Below are 16,564 nucleotides of genomic sequence, written 5' to 3'. Positions count from 1 at the left end.
CAATAACAACAACGTATTCAGTCGTTGCTGCAAAGCATCAGAATACGCCTCTGGCCGACTGCTGGCGCAACGACCCGATCGGTTCCACGCGCAGGCCCCGCATCGGCCAATGCTCCACGGGGCACCGCACGCCCCGGTATGGACCCGGCGGCTGCCAGCGCGGCGGCAACGCGCTACCCTTGCCGCCCCCGATCTGGTCCCGCCCATGTCCGTCGACAACAACCAACGCGATCTCGAAGCCGGCATCCACACCGACCTGCAGGGACGCCTGACCTATGGCGGCTACCTGCGGCTGGACCAGCTGCTCAGCGCGCAGCAGCCGCTGTCGAGCCCGCCGCACCACGACGAGATGCTCTTCATCATCCAGCACCAGACCTCGGAGCTGTGGCTGAAGCTGCTCGGCCACGAACTGCGTGCGGCGATCGGCTTCCTGCAGCGCGATGAAGTCTGGCAGTGCCGCAAGGTGCTGGCGCGCAGCAAGCAGGTGTTGCGCCAGCTGACCGAGCAGTGGTCGGTGCTGGAAACGTTGACCCCGTCCGAATACATGGGGTTCCGCGACGTGCTGGGCCCGTCTTCGGGCTTCCAGTCGCTGCAGTACCGCCACATCGAGTTCCTGCTGGGCAACAAGAACGCGCAGATGCTGCAGGTGTTCGAGCACGACCCGGCCGGGCAGGCGCAGCTGCGCACCGTGCTGGAGGCGCCGAGCCTGTACGAGGAATTCCTGAAGTACCTGGCCCGCTTCGGCCATGCCGTGCCGGCGGTCTACGAGGCCCATGACTGGACCCAGCCGCATGTGGCCGACGACGCGCTGCAGCCGGTCTTCGAACGCATCTACCAGGACACCGATCGCTACTGGCGCGAGTACGCGCTGTGCGAGGACCTGGTGGACCTGGAGACCGCCTTCCAGCTGTGGCGATTCCGACACATGCGCACGGTGATGCGCGTGATCGGCTTCAAGCGCGGCACCGGCGGCTCGTCCGGCGTGGGCTTCCTGGCCAAGGCGCTGGAGCTGACCTTCTTCCCCGAACTGTTCCAGGTGCGCACCAGCCTGCAGGCGGCGCCCCCGGCAGAACTGGGCTGACCCCCATTCAGCTTGGACCCCGGCCATTGGCTGGATCGTTTCAGATGCAAGTTCAGCGAGCAGGCTGGCACCTGCCTCAAACGGCGTGTATTTGACGTGAACGGCAGAAGTCGGTGATCCTCGCGCGTTGCTCCAACTGCACAGCGGACGTGCTCGTCATCCACCGAACCAGGAAATCCGCATGAGCGTAAACGCCACTGCGAACACCCCAGAGCCGGCGCTGCCGGACTTCAAGACCACGCTGGGCCACCCGCGCCCGTTGTGGATGCTGTTCATGACCGAGTTCTGGGAGCGCTTTGCGTTCTACGGCATCCGCTGGGCGTTGGTGCTGTACATCGTCGCCCAGTTCTACAACGGCAGCGCTGCCGGTGAAGGCGACGCCAGCCGCATCTATGGCGCCTACCTGGCCCTGGTATACGCCGCGGCGATCTTCGGTGGCTACGTGGCCGACCGGGTACTGGGCTACCAGCGCTCGATCCTGACCGGCGCGATCATCATGGCCGCAGGCCTGTTCATGATCTCGCTGCCGCAGGAGCACATCTTCAAGCTTGGCCTGGCCACGATCATCGTAGGCAACGGCCTGTTCAAGCCCAACATCTCGACCATGGTCGGCAAGCTGTACGGCCTGAAGGACGAGCGCCGCGACTCCGGCTTCACCATCTTCTACATGGGCATCAACATCGGCGCGATGATCGCCCCGGTGCTGACCGAGTACCTGGCCCGCAAGGTGTTCGGTACCGACGCGATGCCGTCCTACAAGGTCGTGTTCATCGCCTCGGGCGTGGGCATGCTGATCTCGCTGGTGTGGTTCTACATCGGTCGCGCCGGCCTGAAGGGCATCGGTGCACCGCCGGCCGGCGCTGAAGGCTTCGGCCGCATCATCATGGTGCTTGCCGGTGCCGTGGTCGCCATCCCGGTGGCGTACTTCCTGCTGGCTACCGGTGCCACCGCGCTGGCCTGGATCCTGGGCGCGATGTTCACCGCGCTGGCCATCCTGCTGCTGGTCGAGGGCGTCCGCGAAGGCAAGGTGCAGCGCGACCGCGTGATCGCCATGCTGATCATCTTCGCCTTCAACGTGATGTTCTGGATGTTCTTCGAACAGGCCGGCAGCTCGTTCACCTTCCTGGCCGAGAACATCGTCAACCGCCAGTTCGGTGACTGGACCTTCCCGACCGCGTGGTTCCAGTCGGTCAACTCGGTGGCCATCATCACCCTGGCGCCGGTCATCGCCTGGATCTGGGTGGCCATGGGCCGCGCCAATCCGTCCATCCCGCGCAAGTTCGGCCTGGGCCTGCTGTTCAACGGCGCCGCCTTCGCCCTGCTGATGTTCGCCCTGTCGCAGATGGTCGTTGACGGCAAGATCCCGTTCTGGACCCTGTTCATGGTCTACGTCATCCAGTCGGTGGGTGAGCTGTGCCTGTCGCCGATCGGCCTGTCGATGGTGACCAAGCTGGCCCCGGTGCGCCTGGTCGGCTTCGGCATGGGTGGCTGGTTCCTGTCCACCGGCATCGGCAACAACCTGTCGGGCATCTTCGCCGGCGTGGTCAGTGGTGAAGGCGGCATGACGGTCGAGTCGGCCCTGAAGGGGTATACCTTCGGGTTCTGGGCCCTGATCGGCTCCGGCGTGGTGCTGTTCCTGATCGCCCCGCTGATCAACAAGCTGATGCACGGCGTCAAGTAATGATGAGAGGGTAGAAGGCATGCGCAGCAAGCTCGGTGGTGCAATGGTGGTGGTCTGTGCGGCGCTGATCGGCGCCTGTTCGCAACCGCAACCGCCTGCCGCCGCCGAGCCCACGCAGCCCCTGGATACCCGACCCACCGAGCCACCGGTTGCTGACCCCAGCGAACCGGTGGCCTCGGGCAACACCCCGGTGGCGGCGGACATCGCCGCCATCGCCGGGCTCGGCGCGCAGTTCGACCCGGCCCGCAACCCCGCCGACGACCTGGCCACCGCCAAGGTGGAAGCCCAGCGTGGCAAGAAGCGGATCCTGCTGGAGGTCGGCAACGCCGCCTGTGAGCGCTGCCGGGCGCTGGACGACGTGGTGGAAGGCAACGGCGACCTGCGTCGCTTCCGCGATGCCCACTACGTGTGGGTGAAGGTCAACGCCAGCGACGAGCAGCCCAACACCGCCTTCTTCGCCCAGTACCCGGTGATGGCGCGCGACTACCCGTACCTGCTGGTGCTCGATGCAGATGGCGGCCTGCTGGTATCGCAGGCCACCGGCGAGCTGCGCAGGGGCGAGGCGTTCCAGCCTGCGCGGGTGAGTGCCTTCCTCAAGCAGTGGGCGCCTGACAAACCGGAATAGGGTAGTGCCGGCCGCTGGCCGGCATGCTCTGGTGGGTGCCGACCGCTGACCGCCCACCCCGGTGGGTGCCGACCGTTGGTCGGCACTGAGGCGCATCCACGCCTGGCGCGGATCTACTGCGCGCACCGTCACACTCTCTGAATCGGCGTCTCAACTTCACCGTGAGCACGCCGTTACCGGCAAGGACCTCAGTCGACATCCCGTCGATGCAACCTTCCGGAACGCCCATGCACAGCGACCACGCCGAACGATTGCCCGAACCCGCCAGCGACCTGGCCGAGGGTGGGGCAGGCGAGGGCGTGACCCTGCCGCCGCAGGAAGCGCTGCTGGATGACGCCGGTACCGGCGAGGACAGCGTCGACCTGGCGCCGCCACGCCATCGCCTGCCGCAGATCGCGCTGCCCGACAACGTGGTGCTGAAGGGGGCGGTGCAGAAGCTGGTCGAGCAGAAGTCCCGGCTTGATGCGCTGGCCGCCGAAGGCCAGCTGGCCGGGCTGCTGCCGCCCGAATGGCAGGGCCACGGCGCGCGCGCGATCGAGCTGTCCACCTTCATCCAGGGCGTGCTGCCCTTCCTGCAGACCGGCGAGCGTGGCGAGACCGCCCCCGCGCGACTGCCGGTGCGCCATGTGTTGGGTGACGACAGCCGCTGGGGCCTGGACGATGTGGCCGAACCGAAATCACTGGCGTGGTATCTGGCCAGTGACGAGCGCGCCACGGCCGGCAGCAAGGACGTCGCCGAGGCATATCTGGTGGGCGCACTGGGCCTGGCGTGGATGCAGGAAGGTCGCAGCCGCCCCGGCTTCCTGCGCGCGATGGGCCAGGACAGCCTGGCCGCGCGGGTGACCATGCTCGGCTATCCGCCGGCCAACGAACTGGCGCTGTACAGCGTCACTGCGCACGGCCAGCCGCAGATCTGGTGCGTGCACGGGCGCCGCCGCATGCGCCCGCTGGTGGCGCCGTGGTTGAGCGTGCCGCTGCTGACCGCCTACGGCGTGCCGGCGCCGGTTGCGTGGCCGTCCAGCTTCCCGCCGGTGGAAGCGGTGGCCGAGCTGCTGGCGACTGCCCGCCTGGGGCGCGCGCTGCCGGAAGTGGACCTGGCCAAGGCCGTGGCGAAGATCGCCGAGGACGCCGCCTCGGACGCCTGGCAGCCGGTCAGCCTGCTGCAGCTCAACACCTGGTCACCGCGCTGGCACTTCTTCCTGGGCACCTTCGTCGGCCTGCCGTCGTTGCTGCTGGTGGCGGCGGCGCTGGCGCTGCCGGGGGCGGTCGAAGCAGCGACGGTGGCCGCCTCGCTGGGCTTCGCCGGCGGCGCCATCGCAGCACTGGCCGTGCCGTGGATCCACGCACGCCGCAAGCACCTCAGCTGAAAAAAGGGGACGGAGGGGATTAAGCCGCAATCAGCACAGGTGTGCCTGATGCGACTTAATCCCCTCCGTCCCTTTTTCTTTCAGACGCCTTCGCCCATCCGCTCCAGGCCTTCGCCGGCCAGGCGAAGGATCAGCTTTTCCAGCACCTGCTCTTCCTCTTCGCTCAGCACCGACATCAGCTTGCGGGTGATCTCGATCACCATCGGCGCGATGGTCTCGTACACCTCGAAACCGGCAGCCGACAGCGCCAGCACCGAGCGGCGGCGATCGTCGCCGTGGGTCTCGCGCTTGATGAAGCCGCGCTCCAGCAGGCGGGCCACGGCGCGGCTGACCGCCACCTTGTCCATCGCCGTGCGGTCGGAGACCTCGCTGGCCGAGGAGCCCGGGTACAGCGCCAGGATGGTGATGACCCGCCACTCGGGGATCGCCAGACCGTAACGATCGCCGTACAGCTTGGCGATGTTGCCGCTGACCCGGTTGGACAGCACGCTCAGCCGGTACGGCAGGAACTGTTCCAGGTCGAGCAGGACGTGCGAGGCACGCAGGCGGGTCGAAACGGGATCGGCGGGGCTCATGTTGCGGTGCACCTTGCTGGTGGTTTCAAGTGTAACTATAAGGGGTGGGTCCAGACCCTGCATTCTCGCCGGGTCCCTACCTGCCCGCACCTGGTTTGTACCGATGCGGTACCGATTCGGAGCCACGCCATGAATACCGCAGTCCCGACCGCCTCGCATCCCAATCCCGGCATGCAGGTCACCACCTTCGAGAACCCGATGGGCATCGACGGCTTCGAGTTCGTCGAATTCGCCGCCCCGGCCGGCCGTGGCCAGGAGCTGCACGAGTACTTCCGGAAGATGGGCTTCAGCGCGGTGCTCAAGCACAAGCAGCGTCCGATTACCGTCTATCGCCAGGGCGACGTCAACTTCCTGGTCAACGAAGACCCCGATTCGTTCGCCGCCGACTTCGCCGAAAAGCATGGCCCCTGCGCCTGTGGCTTCGCCATCCGCTTCAAGAAGCCGGGCCAGGAGGTCTACCAGACCGCGCTGGGCAACGGCGCCGAAGCCATCGCCTTCAAGCCGGACAGCAAGGCGGTCAGCGCGCCGGTCATCAAGGGCATCGGCGACTGCATGCTGTACCTGGTCGACCGCTATGGCAGCGCCGGCAGCATCTACGACGGCGACTACGAGCCGATCGCAGGGGCCGACCTGCACCCGTTCGGCTTCGGCCTGACCTTCATCGACCACCTGACCCACAACCTGTACTTCGGCAACATGCAGCAGTGGTCGGACTACTACGAGCGCCTGTTCAACTTCCGCGAGATCCGCTACTTCGACATCAAGGGCCTGAAGACCGGCCTGGTGTCCAAGGCGATGACCGCGCCGGACGGCATCGTGCGCATCCCGCTGAACGAATCGTCCGACCCGAAGAGCCAGATCAACGAGTACCTGGACGCGTACAAGGGCGAGGGCATCCAGCACATCGCCTGCTTCACCGAGAACATCTACGAGACCGTCGAAGCGATGCGCGCGCAGGGCGTGGATTTCCTCGACACGCCGGAAACCTATTTCGACGTGATCGACCAGCGCGTGCCGAACCACGGTGAAGACGTGGCGCGCCTGGCCAGGAACAAGATCCTGATCGACGCCGATCCGGAAACCCACCAGCGCAAGCTGCTGCAGATCTTCACCCAGAACTGCATTGGCCCGATCTTCTTCGAGATCATCCAGCGCAAGGGCAACGAAGGTTTCGGCGAAGGCAACTTCACCGCGCTGTTTGAAAGCATCGAGCGCGACCAGATCCGCCGCGGCGTGCTGTAAGGTCCGCAGGCAATGTCGGCGTCCCGTCGGCATTGCCTGTCCGAATGGTAGTGCCGGCCGCTGGCCGGCAATCTCTGGAGTTCCCATGTCCCCCGCCATCACCGCCCGCGGCTACCAGTCCGGCTTCGGCAACGAATTCGCCACCGAGGCCGTCGCCGGCGCGCTGCCAGTCGGGCAGAACTCACCGCAGAAGGTGGCCCACGGCCTGTACGCCGAACAGCTGACCGGCACCGCCTTCACCGCGCCGCGCGGCAGCAATCGCCGCAGCTGGCTGTACCGGATCCGCCCCGCGGTGACCCATGGCGAGTTCACTCCGTTCGCGCAGTCGCAGCTGCAGTGTGATTTCGGCGCACAGCCGGCTTCACCGAACCAGCTGCGCTGGAGCCCGCTGCCGCTGCCGGAGCTGCCGACCGACTTTGTCGAAGGCCTGTACACGATGGGTGGCAACGGCTCGCCCGACGCGCATGCCGGCGTGGGCATCCACCTTTACGCTGCCAACCGCGACATGGTCGGCCGCTACTTCTACGACGCCGACGGTGAACTGCTGATCGTGCCGCAGCTGGGCGCACTGCGCCTGCTGACCGAGCTGGGCGTGATCGAGATCGAGCCGCAGCAGATCGCGGTGATCCCGCGCGGCGTGCGGTTCCGCGTGGAACTTCCCGATGGCCCGAGCCGCGGCTACATCTGCGAGAACTACGGCGCGCTGCTGAAGCTGCCCGACCTTGGCCCGATCGGTTCCAACGGCCTGGCCAACCCGCGTGACTTCGAGACCCCGCACGCGGCGTTCGAGGATGTCGATGGCGATTTCGAACTGATCGCCAAGTTCGAGGGCCGCCTGTGGCGCGCGCCGATCGACCATTCGCCGCTGGACGTGGTGGCCTGGCACGGCAATTACGCGCCATACCGCTACGACCTGCGTCGCTTCAACGCCATCGGTTCGATCAGCTACGACCATCCGGACCCGTCGATCTTCCTGGTGCTGCATTCGCCCAGCGACACACCCGGCACCAGCAACATGGACTTCGCGATCTTCCCGCCGCGCTGGCTGGTGGCGCAGAACACGTTCCGCCCGCCGTGGTTCCACCGCAACATCGCCAGCGAGTTCATGGGCCTGGTGCATGGTGCCTACGATGCCAAGGCCGAAGGCTTCGTGCCGGGTGGCGCATCGCTGCACAACTGCATGAGCGGTCACGGCCCGGATGCGCCGACCTTCGACAAGGCCTCCAATGCCGATCTGTCCAAGGCCGATGTGATCAAGGACACGATGGCCTTCATGTTCGAGACCCGCGCGGTGATCCGCCCGACCGCGCAGGCGCTGGCCGCCGGCCATCGCCAGGGCGATTACCAGCAGTGCTGGAACGGCCTGCGCAACAACTACCGCTGACCCGAAAAAGGGGACGGAGGGGATTAAGCCGCAATCAGCACACGTGTGCCTGAAACGACTTAATCCCCTCCGTCCCCTTTTTCTTCAGGCGGCCTCGGTGAACGCGTCGCAATGCTCCAGCGGCAGCGCTTCCAGCAGGCGTTGCCGCACACGCTGGCAATAACCCTCCGAGGTCAGCCCGGGCAGCATCTGCATCGCCGAGTGCAGCACCTGCAGTACTTCACTTTCGGCGCGCGCCTGCTGCAGGTCGCGGAACAGCGCCGCCGCCTGCGGGTGGCGCTGCATTTCCAGGATGCCCAGTACATAGATGCGCGCGGCCACCAGCGAGCGGCGGCGCTCGCTGCCGGTTGCGGGTGCAGCCGGTGCCGCCGCCGGCGTGGCGGGTGCCGGTGCTGCCGCGTCTGCGGGTGGTGGTGGTGGCGGTGCGGCTGTGGCGCCGGTACCGGTGCTCAGGTAGCCGGCCTGCACCAGCTGGATGACCATGGCGGGCGCGTCCTGGCCGAGCAGGCCGGTCAGGTCGGCGATGCTGCGCTGGCCGTCGCACAGGATCAGCAGCCGGCGCTGGCGCATGTCCAGCGGCGCGCGATGGGCCTGCAGCGCGGTTCGGGCGAGTTCGGTCTTGCGCGGTTGCATGGAAGGGACAGCCAAGTCGGTGCACGCCGAGCCTGAACGAAGGCGATGAAACCGCGATGACAATGCAGCGCCTGCACACGGGATGGGCTAGCGTGCAGCCATCTTCGTGCCAGGGAACCGCACCGATGAAGCACCTTCCGCTTGCTGGTCTGTTGCTCCTTTCGCTCACCGCCTGCAGTGCTGGCCCCGACAAGCAGGGGGCGGCCGGCAGTGGCAGCGACACCCCGGCCGAAACCGCCTCGGCGACCGGGCCCGCGCAGTCGGCGGATCCCGACCTGGCCGCCCGCCCGGCCAACGACCTCCGCAAGGACAGTCCAGCGCGCCTGGACGGCTTCGGCGGCGTCACGCTGGGCGCCGGCATCGCCGAGGTCCGCAGCGGCTTCGGCACGCCGCTGCAGGGACTGGGCACCGACGCCAATGGCAAGCCCCTGCCGGCCGACGACAGCAACGACGGCTGCTACTTCCTGCGTCCGCAGGGCGCTGAAGACCCTCGCCTGATGATCGAGGCACGCAAGCTGGTGCGCTATGACGTGCGCAGTGCGGCGATCATCGCTCCGGGCGGCGGCAAGGTCGGCATGACCCTGGGCGAGCTGCAGGTGCTGTACCCAGAGCGCGCGGACGTCGGCCCTGACAAGTACGACGAGAAGGCGCAGCACCTGCGCGTGCGCCCGGCGCAGGAAGGCGGGGCGGTCATCGACTTCGCGCTCGGCGCCGATGGTCGGGTCAGCGCCTGGCGCGTCGGCCAGACCCCGCAGGTCGATTACGCCGAAGGCTGTGGCTGATCCTTGATCCACCGCCCAGCCATGCGCTCGGGCCAAGCGTAGAATCGCGCCACCACTGCTGGGGAGTGCTCGATGATCGCCATTGCCATTGCCTGGTTCCTGCTCGGCCTGCTGTTGCTGGCGCTGGGCGGGGATTCCATCGTCAAGGCCGTGTCCGGCCTGGCCCAGCGCTTCGGGGCCAGCCCGTTCACTGCCGGGCTGCTGCTGCTCGGGGTGACCACCTCGTTGCCGGAACTGGCGGTCAATGCGCGCGCGCTGGCGGTCGGCCAACCGGAGCTGGCACTGGGCAATGCCGTGGGCAGCAGCATCGTCAACCTGGGCTTCACCCTGGCGGTGGCAGCCATCGCCGCGCCCCTGTTGCTGCGCGCGCGCCTGCAGACGGTGCTGTGGTGGTCGCTGCTGGTGGCCGGCGTGCTGCTGGTCCTGTTCGGGCTGGATGGTCGCCTGGCGCGCTGGGAAGGCGGCGTGCTGGTGGCAGGCTTCATCGTCATGCAGGTGCTGCTGCTGCGCCGCGGCCGCGTTGAGCGTGCCGAGGTGCAGGCGGCCATCGCCGAGTCCGCCCTGAGCCGCACCAGCCTGCCGTTGAACGTGCTGCGGGTGCTGATCGCAGCGCTGACGCTGTACTGGGGCGCGCGCCTGGTCGTGGGCGCCGCCGCTGACTTCGGTGCCGCGCTGGGCTGGACACCGCTGCTGGTCGGCCTGCTGCCGGTGGCGATCGGCACCGCACTGCCGGAGGTGGCAACCGCAATTGCTGCCGCGCGTCGCGGCCACGGCGACATGGTGCTTGGCCACGTGCTGGGCTCCAGCGTGGTCAACCTGCTGCTGGTGATCGGGGCGATGGCGGTATTGCAGCCGTTGGCGTTGCCGGCCTCGTTCGTGCGCCTGGAACTGCCGGCACTGCTGGCGTTCGCCCTGGTGCTGTACCCGATGCTGCGTGGCGATCTGAAGATCAGCCGCGGTGAAGGCGGAATCCTGCTGGTCGCGTTCGCCGGCTGGTTCGTGCTGGAGCTGCTGCTGGTCGGCGCGGCATGAGGTAGTGCCGGCCGCTGGCCGGCAACCTCACTGCCTCTGACGGAACCCTTGCCACTGCCGGCCAGCGGCCGGCACTACCGGTTCTGCGTGGCTTCCTCTTCCCGCGCCGGTTCCGGCGGCGGAAGCTGTTCCTCGGCAGCCGGCTCGTTGCCCGGCAGGCTGGGACGGGTTTCCATCAGCAGCGACAGCGCCGCCTTGGCCATCATGTGGGCGCTGATCGGCGCGGTGATGAACAGGAATACGGTGATCAGCAGCTCGCGCGGCTGCGGGTCCTGGCCCAGGAAGATGTGGTAGCAGACCGAGCACACCAGCACGCAGCCCACGCCCAGCGTGCTGGCCTTGGTCGGCGCGTGCAGGCGCTTGAAGAACGTGGACAGCTTCACCAGCCCCAGTGCGCCGACCAGGATGAAGAAGCAGCCGAACAGCAGCAGGATCGACAGGCCGATCTGGATCGCGGTGATCATTCGACGATGTCCCGGCGCAGCACGAACTTGCTCAGCACCACGGTGCTGCCGAAGCCGAGCATGGCGATGACCAGTGCGGCTTCGAAGTAGATCGCGGAGTTGAGGTACATGCCGAACAGCATCAGCTCGGCAATGGCGGTCACCGACAACGTGTCCAGTGCGAGGATGCGGTCGGGCACGGTCGGCCCGCGCAGCAGGCGCCAGGTGGCCAGCAGCATGGCCAGGCCGACCACGTGCATGCACACCACCAGCGTGGTCTGGATGATCTGGAATCCAGTCATGGGAAGATCTCCATCAACGGCGCCTCGTAGCGGCGCTTGATCGTATCGATCAGGTCCTGTGGGTCCTCCAGGTGCAGCACGTGCACCAGCAGGAACTTGCGGTCGTCGCTGAGCGCGGCCGAGACCGTGCCCGGGGTCAGCGTGATCATGCTGGTCAGCGCCGCGATGCCGTGGATGTTGGCGATGTCCAGCGGCAGCCAGATGAAACCGGGGTGAATCTTCTTCTCCGGGCCCAGCACCTGCAGGGCCACGCGGATGTTGGACATCAGGATGTCCCACAGGGTCACGCATACCAGCTTGGGCAGCGGCCGCAACGTGCCGATGCGCGCGAACTCGCGGTCCAGGCGTGCGGCGAACAGCGGCACCACCACGCCCAGCACCAGCCCCAGCACGATCTGGCCGAGGGTGAAGCTGTCGGACATCAGCAGCCAGAACGCCACCACCATGATGCTGAGCATTGGCGAGGGAATCAGGCGACGGAACAGGGAGCGCTGGGCGGTCATGGCTGGCGGATCTCCGGTGCGGTCGCGCGCAGCTGCTGCACGTACTCGCTCGGTTGCAGCAGCTGTGCGGCGGTGGCGTCGGTGTAGCGCATCAACGGTGCAGCGGCCAGGGTCATGGCGATACCGTAGGCCAGCAGGATGCACGCGGCGTACAGCTCCACCCGGCGCAGAGGAGCCTTGCGCGGCTTCGGTGCCTCCGGATCGACAGGCGGCACGCGCCAGAACAGGCGGATGCCGCCGCGGGTCAGGCCCATGATCACCAGCAGGCTGCTGACCAGCACCGCGGTCCAGACCGGAGCGGTGTACTGCGCCGGCATGCCGGCCAGCAGTGCGGCCTTGGCCAGGAAACCGGACAGCGGCGGCAGGCCGGCCACCGACACCGCGCCGATCAGGAACAGCACGGCGGGTGTCTCCTTGCCCGGCATCGGCGCGACCACTTCCTTGCGGTCGCTGGCACCGCCGCGACGACGGCGGATCAGGTCGGCGATCAGGAACAGCGCGGCGGCGACGAAGCTGCTGTGCGGCAGGTAGTACAGGCCGGCCGAGAGCACCTGCGGTGTGCCGACCGAGAAGGCGATGAACAGCGTGGCTGCCGACACGATCACCAGGTAGGAGATCAGCACGCGCAGGCGGGTCGCGGCGAGGGCGCCCAGGCCGCCCAGCACCAGCGTCGCCACACCGGCCCACAGCAGCCAGTCACGGCCGTAGCCGGCCATCGCGCCGGCATCGTCGCCGAACCACAGCATCTGGATGCGCAGCACCGAGTACAGGCCGACCTTGGTCATGATCGCGAACAGCGCAGCCACCGCCGCCGGTGCGCGTGAATAGGCTTCCGGCAGCCACAGGTACAGCGGCATCAGGGCGGCCTTGGCGCAGAACACCAGCAGCAACAGGCCCATCGTCGCCTTCACCAGGGTCAGCTGCGCCGGCGGTACCTCGGCGATGCGCTGCGACAGCTCGGCCATGTTCAGCGAACCCAGCGTGGCGTACAGCAGGCCCAGAGCGATCAGGAACAGGGTCGAGGCGGTGACGTTGAACACCACGTAGTGCAGGCCGATGCGCATGCGCAGGCCACGGCCACCACTGAGCAGCAGGCCGTAGGAAGCGATCAGCATCACCTCGAAGAACACGAACAGGTTGAAGATGTCGCCGGTCAGGAACGCACCGTTGAGGCCGACCAGCTGGAACTGGAACAGCGCATGGAAGTGCGGTGCGCGGCGGTCCCAGCCCGAGCAGGCGTGCAGCAGGCAGGGAATGGCCAGCAGCAGGGTGGTCAGCAGCATCCACGCCGAAAGCCGGTCGGCCACCAGCGCGATTCCCAGCCGCGACGGCCAGTCGCCCAGCAGGTAGACGTTGATATCACCGCCCGCGGTCGACGCGAACAGCAGGCCCACCGCCAGCGCCAGCGCCGACAGCGCGGTCCAGGCCACCGCGCGCTGCACCCTGGGGCCATAGCGGCGGTGTTCGACGAACAGCGACAGTGCCGCACCCAGCAGCGGAATCAGGATCGGCAGGATGACCAGGTGGTTCATGCGCGGTCCTCGCCCTGCCGTGGCGGCACGCGATCATCCTGCAGGTCGTCATCCGGCTCGTGCGCGTCCACATGGTCGCTGTGGTTGTCGCTGCGGCTGCGCATGGCCAGCACGATGCTCACCGCGGTCATCGCGAAGGCGATCACGATCGCGGTCAGCACCAGTGCCTGCGGCAGCGGGTCGGTGTAGTTGCCCAGGTGGCTGTCCACGCCCTCCTGCAGCACCGGCGCCTTGCCCAGCACCACGCGGCCACCGGCGAAGATCAGCAGGTTGGTCGCATAGGACAGGAAGGTCATGCCGAGGATCACATCGAAGCTGCGCGCACGCAGCAGCAGGTAGATGCCGATGGCGGTCAGCACGCCGATCGCGGTAGCCAGGGCCAGTTCCATCAGTGCATCTCCCCGGTGCGTGCCGAGCGGCGTTGCAGGTCGATCTCACCCTTGCGGGCGGTACGGGTACGCGATGGCTTGATCGTGCCCATCATCGACAGCATCAGCATGGCACCGCCGAACACCACCAGATAGACGCCGATGTCAAAACCAATCGCACTGGCCAGCGGCACGTCGCCGATCAGCGGCAGGTGCAGGTCGAGGTGGCCGCTGGTCAGGAACGGCACGCCGAACAGCATCGACGCGCTGCCGCTGAGCAGGGCGATCAGCAGGCCCATGCCGATGCAGCGGATGTAGTCGAAGCCGAAGCGCGACTCCACCGACGCAGTGCCCTGGATCACGTACTGGATCAGCAGCGGCACCGCCAGCACCAGGCCGGCGATGAAGCCGCCACCCGGCGCGTTGTGGCCGCGCAGGAACAGGAAGATCGACACGGTCAGGGTCAGCGGGAACATGATCTGGGCCAGGTCGGCCGGCACCGGCAGCTTGATCGGCGGGCCGGGCATGATCTGCTCCGGCGCCATCCGCGTGCGCCGCAGCAGGGCATGCACCACCAGCGCGGCGATGCCGAACACGGTGATCTCGCCGAAGGTATCGAAGCCGCGGAAGTCGACCAGGATCACGTTGACCACGTTCTGGCCATAGGCCTCGGGCAGGGCACGGGCGAGCAGCTCGCCGGCCATGGTGTTCGGCGGCAGGGTCATCGCGGAATAGGCCAAGGCGCCAAGTCCGGCACCGGCGATGATCGCGATCACCGCGTCACGGCGCTTGCGCCAGCGCGGCCGCTCCGGCCCGGACTGCGCAGGCAGGTAGTTCATGCCCAGCAGCATCAGCACCAGGGTCACCATCTCCACCAGCAGCTGGGTCAGGGCCAGGTCCGGCGCGGACAGGAACACGAAGGTCAGCGCCACCATCAGGCCGACGCCGCCGACCAGCAGCACCGCCAGCAGGCGCTGCTTGTAGATACGCAGGGTAGCCACCGCGCAGGCCATCATCACCAGCCACAGCGCCCAGCCCAGCAGCGGGATCGGCTGTGGCCTGGTCCAGTTCGGCGAGGCGGGGTTGGCCACGAACGGCGCGGCGGCGGCCACGATCGCCACCAGCACCAGGCCCAGCAGCATGCGCTGAAGGCTGCCGTTGGCGATGCCGTTGGTCAGGCGCATGGCCAGTGCGGAGATCGCGTCCAGCTGCGCATGGAACACATTGCGGCCAGTGCTGACGTTGGTCACGGCGTGCAGGTTGATCAGCTTGCGCAGGCCGAAGTACAGCGCCACGCCGCCGATCACGCCGATCGCGCTCATCGCCAGCGGCAGGTTGAAGCCGTGCCATACCGCCAGGCTGTACTCGGGCATGGCGTCGCCGAGGATCGAGGCCGCAGCGGCGTGCAGCACCGGCGCTACGGTCAGTGCCGGTGCCACGCCCACCGCCACGCAGATCACCACCAGCAGTTCCACCGGCACCTTCATCCAGCGCGGCGGTTCGTGGGGCACGCGGTCCAGGTCGTGCGGGCCGGGGCCGAAGAAGGTGTCGTGCACGAAGCGCAGGCTGTACGCCACCCCGAATACGCCCGCCAGCAACGCTGCGATCGACACCGCCGTGCGCATGATTCCCGGGCCGCCGGCCGTGATCGCTTCGGCGAACAGCATTTCCTTGGACAGGAAGCCATTGAGCAGGGGGATGCCAGCCATCGCCAGCGAGGCGATGATCGCCAGCGCGCTGGTAAACGGCATCAGCCTGCGCAGGCCTCCCAGCTTGCGCATGTCTCGGGTACCGGTCTCGTGGTCGATGATGCCGGCGGCCATGAACAGCGAGGCCTTGAAGGTGGCGTGGTTGAGGATGTGGAACACGCCGGCCACCACCGCCATCGGCGTGGACAGGCCGAACAGCAGGGTGATCAGGCCCAGGTGGGAAATGGTCGAGTACGCCAGCAGGCCCTTCAGGTCATGCTGGAAGATCGCATTCCAGGCGCCGATCAGCAGGGTCAGTGCGCCGATGCCGCTGACCGTGTAGAAGAACAGGTCGCTGCCGGCCAGTGCCGGATGCAGGCGCGCCAGCAGGAACACGCCGGCCTTTACCATGGTGGCCGAGTGCAGGTAGGCCGAGACCGGGGTCGGCGCCGCCATCGCGTGCGGCAGCCAGAAGTGGAACGGGAACTGCGCGCTCTTGGTGAAGATGCCGGCCAGTACCAGGAACAGGGCGTAGGGGTACAGCGCGCTGGCGCGGATCTGCTCGCCAGCAGCCAGCACCACGTCCAGGTCGAAGCTGCCGACGATGCGGCCGATCAGCAGCACGCCACCGAGCAGGGCCAGGCCACCGCCACCGGTAATCACCAGCGCCATGCGTGCGCCTTCGCGGGCGTCCTGGCGGTGCGACCAGAAGCCGATCAGCAGGAACGAACTGATGCTGGTCATTTCCCAGAAGATCATCAGCAACAGCAGGTTGCCCGACAGCACCATGCCCAGCATGGCGCCCATGAACAGCAGCAGGTAGCAGTAGAAGCGGTGCGCGTTGTCCTGCTGGCTCAGGTAGTAGCGCGCATACAGCACCACCAGCGCGCCGATGCCGAGCACCAGCCCGGCGAACATCCAGGCCAGCCCGTCCAGTCGCAGGGTGAAGTCCAGCCCGATCTGCGGCAGCCAGGGCACCAGGGTGCGGACCACCTGGCCATCGAGCACCGACGGGGTCAGCCAGCCGAGGATGGCCAGCCCGCCCAACGGCGCCAGCGCCGCCAGCCAGGCAGCAGTCGAGCGCGAACTACGGGGGAAGGCCGCAACAGCCGCTGCCATCAGGAACGGCAGGGCCAGCAGCAGGGGCAGGCTGGGGAGCATGCAGGGAATCCATGATTCACGAGCAGGTCAGGGAGGATAACAGGCTGCGAAATGTCGCCGAAACCCATCGAACAGCGATCAATTGCATGTAACGTTCGCTGATTCATTTTTTCTGCGATGCAACATCACATTCCTGCATCCCTTCCCTGGCTGCCCTCGGGGGAC

The 16,564-nt window shown here is 67.3% G+C and carries 16 protein-coding genes; 8 read left to right on the top strand and 8 right to left on the bottom strand.

The features are described 5' to 3' along the window. Window positions 1-205 precede the first annotated feature (205 nt). The 4 genes from AC5JLE_RS01525 (at window position 206) to AC5JLE_RS01510 (ending at window position 4,754) form a co-directional block, all read left to right on the top strand. Window positions 206-1,081: a tryptophan 2,3-dioxygenase gene (locus AC5JLE_RS01525; RefSeq protein WP_496064939.1), complete on the top strand. Its 876-nt coding sequence runs from the start codon at window positions 206-208 to the stop codon at window positions 1,079-1,081. 181 nt (window positions 1,082-1,262) lie between these two features. Continuing rightward, entirely contained in the window at window positions 1,263-2,762 is a 1,500-nt protein-coding gene (locus AC5JLE_RS01520) for a peptide MFS transporter (RefSeq protein ID WP_014648688.1), read from the top strand. Between the two features lie 19 nt (window positions 2,763-2,781). Next, on the top strand, window positions 2,782-3,387 hold the full coding sequence (locus AC5JLE_RS01515) for a thioredoxin family protein (RefSeq protein WP_014648687.1): 606 nt from the start codon (window positions 2,782-2,784) through the stop codon (window positions 3,385-3,387). A gap of 227 nt (window positions 3,388-3,614) precedes the next feature. Further along, complete coding sequence (locus AC5JLE_RS01510) at window positions 3,615-4,754, top strand: hypothetical protein (RefSeq protein ID WP_014648686.1); 1,140 nt, start codon at window positions 3,615-3,617, stop codon at window positions 4,752-4,754. Between the two features lie 80 nt (window positions 4,755-4,834). Here the strand turns inward: AC5JLE_RS01510 and AC5JLE_RS01505 are convergent, their stop codons facing one another. Next, entirely contained in the window at window positions 4,835-5,329 is a 495-nt protein-coding gene (locus AC5JLE_RS01505) for a MarR family winged helix-turn-helix transcriptional regulator (RefSeq protein ID WP_014648685.1), read from the bottom strand. A 129-nt stretch (window positions 5,330-5,458) separates the two neighbouring features. Between AC5JLE_RS01505 and hppD the strand changes: the two genes are divergently transcribed. Together hppD and hmgA are read left to right on the top strand one after the other, a co-directional pair. Further along, window positions 5,459-6,571 carry a 4-hydroxyphenylpyruvate dioxygenase gene (gene hppD / locus AC5JLE_RS01500; RefSeq protein ID WP_014648684.1) on the top strand — a complete coding sequence of 371 codons (1,113 nt, stop codon included), beginning with the start codon at window positions 5,459-5,461 and terminating at the stop codon, window positions 6,569-6,571. A gap of 85 nt (window positions 6,572-6,656) precedes the next feature. After that, window positions 6,657-7,955, top strand: a complete 1,299-nt coding sequence (gene hmgA, locus AC5JLE_RS01495; protein WP_014648683.1) for a homogentisate 1,2-dioxygenase — start codon at window positions 6,657-6,659, stop codon at window positions 7,953-7,955. Between the two features lie 84 nt (window positions 7,956-8,039). On the opposite strand, the gene AC5JLE_RS01490 is transcribed toward hmgA, so the two are convergent. Further along, the gene (locus tag AC5JLE_RS01490; RefSeq protein ID WP_496064938.1) at window positions 8,040-8,588 is read right to left on the bottom strand and encodes a hypothetical protein; all 549 of its coding nucleotides are present in this window, start codon (window positions 8,586-8,588) and stop codon (window positions 8,040-8,042) included. Between the two features lie 125 nt (window positions 8,589-8,713). Between AC5JLE_RS01490 and AC5JLE_RS01485 the strand changes: the two genes are divergently transcribed. Both AC5JLE_RS01485 and AC5JLE_RS01480 read left to right on the top strand, forming a co-directional pair. After that, the gene (locus AC5JLE_RS01485) at window positions 8,714-9,370 is read left to right on the top strand and encodes a hypothetical protein (RefSeq protein ID WP_197621469.1); all 657 of its coding nucleotides are present in this window, start codon (window positions 8,714-8,716) and stop codon (window positions 9,368-9,370) included. Window positions 9,371-9,442: 72 nt separating this feature from the next. Further along, entirely contained in the window at window positions 9,443-10,402 is a 960-nt protein-coding gene (locus AC5JLE_RS01480; RefSeq protein WP_478441913.1) for a sodium:calcium antiporter, read from the top strand. Window positions 10,403-10,476: 74 nt separating this feature from the next. Here AC5JLE_RS01480 and AC5JLE_RS01475 read toward each other — a convergent pair whose 3' ends face one another. The 6 genes from AC5JLE_RS01475 to AC5JLE_RS01450 are packed head-to-tail and all read right to left on the bottom strand — an operon-like array spanning window position 10,477 to window position 16,399. Next, window positions 10,477-10,866 carry a Na+/H+ antiporter subunit G gene (locus tag AC5JLE_RS01475; RefSeq protein ID WP_014648679.1) on the bottom strand — a complete coding sequence of 130 codons (390 nt, stop codon included), beginning with the start codon at window positions 10,864-10,866 and terminating at the stop codon, window positions 10,477-10,479. Then, window positions 10,863-11,147, bottom strand: a complete 285-nt coding sequence (locus AC5JLE_RS01470; protein WP_006399171.1) for a K+/H+ antiporter subunit F — start codon at window positions 11,145-11,147, stop codon at window positions 10,863-10,865. Before AC5JLE_RS01470 ends, AC5JLE_RS01475 begins: the two co-directional genes overlap by 4 nt. Next, a complete protein-coding gene (locus AC5JLE_RS01465) occupies window positions 11,144-11,650 on the bottom strand; it encodes a Na+/H+ antiporter subunit E (protein WP_032957141.1) in 507 nt (168 codons plus the stop codon). The genes AC5JLE_RS01470 and AC5JLE_RS01465 overlap by 4 nt, the downstream gene beginning before the upstream one ends. Continuing rightward, window positions 11,647-13,182 (bottom strand): monovalent cation/H+ antiporter subunit D, encoded by a 1,536-nt coding sequence (locus tag AC5JLE_RS01460; RefSeq protein WP_049404530.1) that lies wholly within the window; start codon window positions 13,180-13,182, stop codon window positions 11,647-11,649. The genes AC5JLE_RS01465 and AC5JLE_RS01460 overlap by 4 nt, the downstream gene beginning before the upstream one ends. Beyond that, complete coding sequence (locus AC5JLE_RS01455; protein WP_069117726.1) at window positions 13,179-13,571, bottom strand: Na+/H+ antiporter subunit C; 393 nt, start codon at window positions 13,569-13,571, stop codon at window positions 13,179-13,181. Before AC5JLE_RS01455 ends, AC5JLE_RS01460 begins: the two co-directional genes overlap by 4 nt. After that, window positions 13,571-16,399: a monovalent cation/H+ antiporter subunit A gene (locus tag AC5JLE_RS01450; RefSeq protein WP_049440037.1), complete on the bottom strand. Its 2,829-nt coding sequence runs from the start codon at window positions 16,397-16,399 to the stop codon at window positions 13,571-13,573. Before AC5JLE_RS01450 ends, AC5JLE_RS01455 begins: the two co-directional genes overlap by 1 nt. Window positions 16,400-16,564: the final 165 nt, after the last annotated feature.

Source organism: Stenotrophomonas sp., from assembly GCF_059505245.1.
Note: the sequence above shows the minus strand (reverse complement) of the source record. Positions and strands in the feature narration are given on the sequence as shown.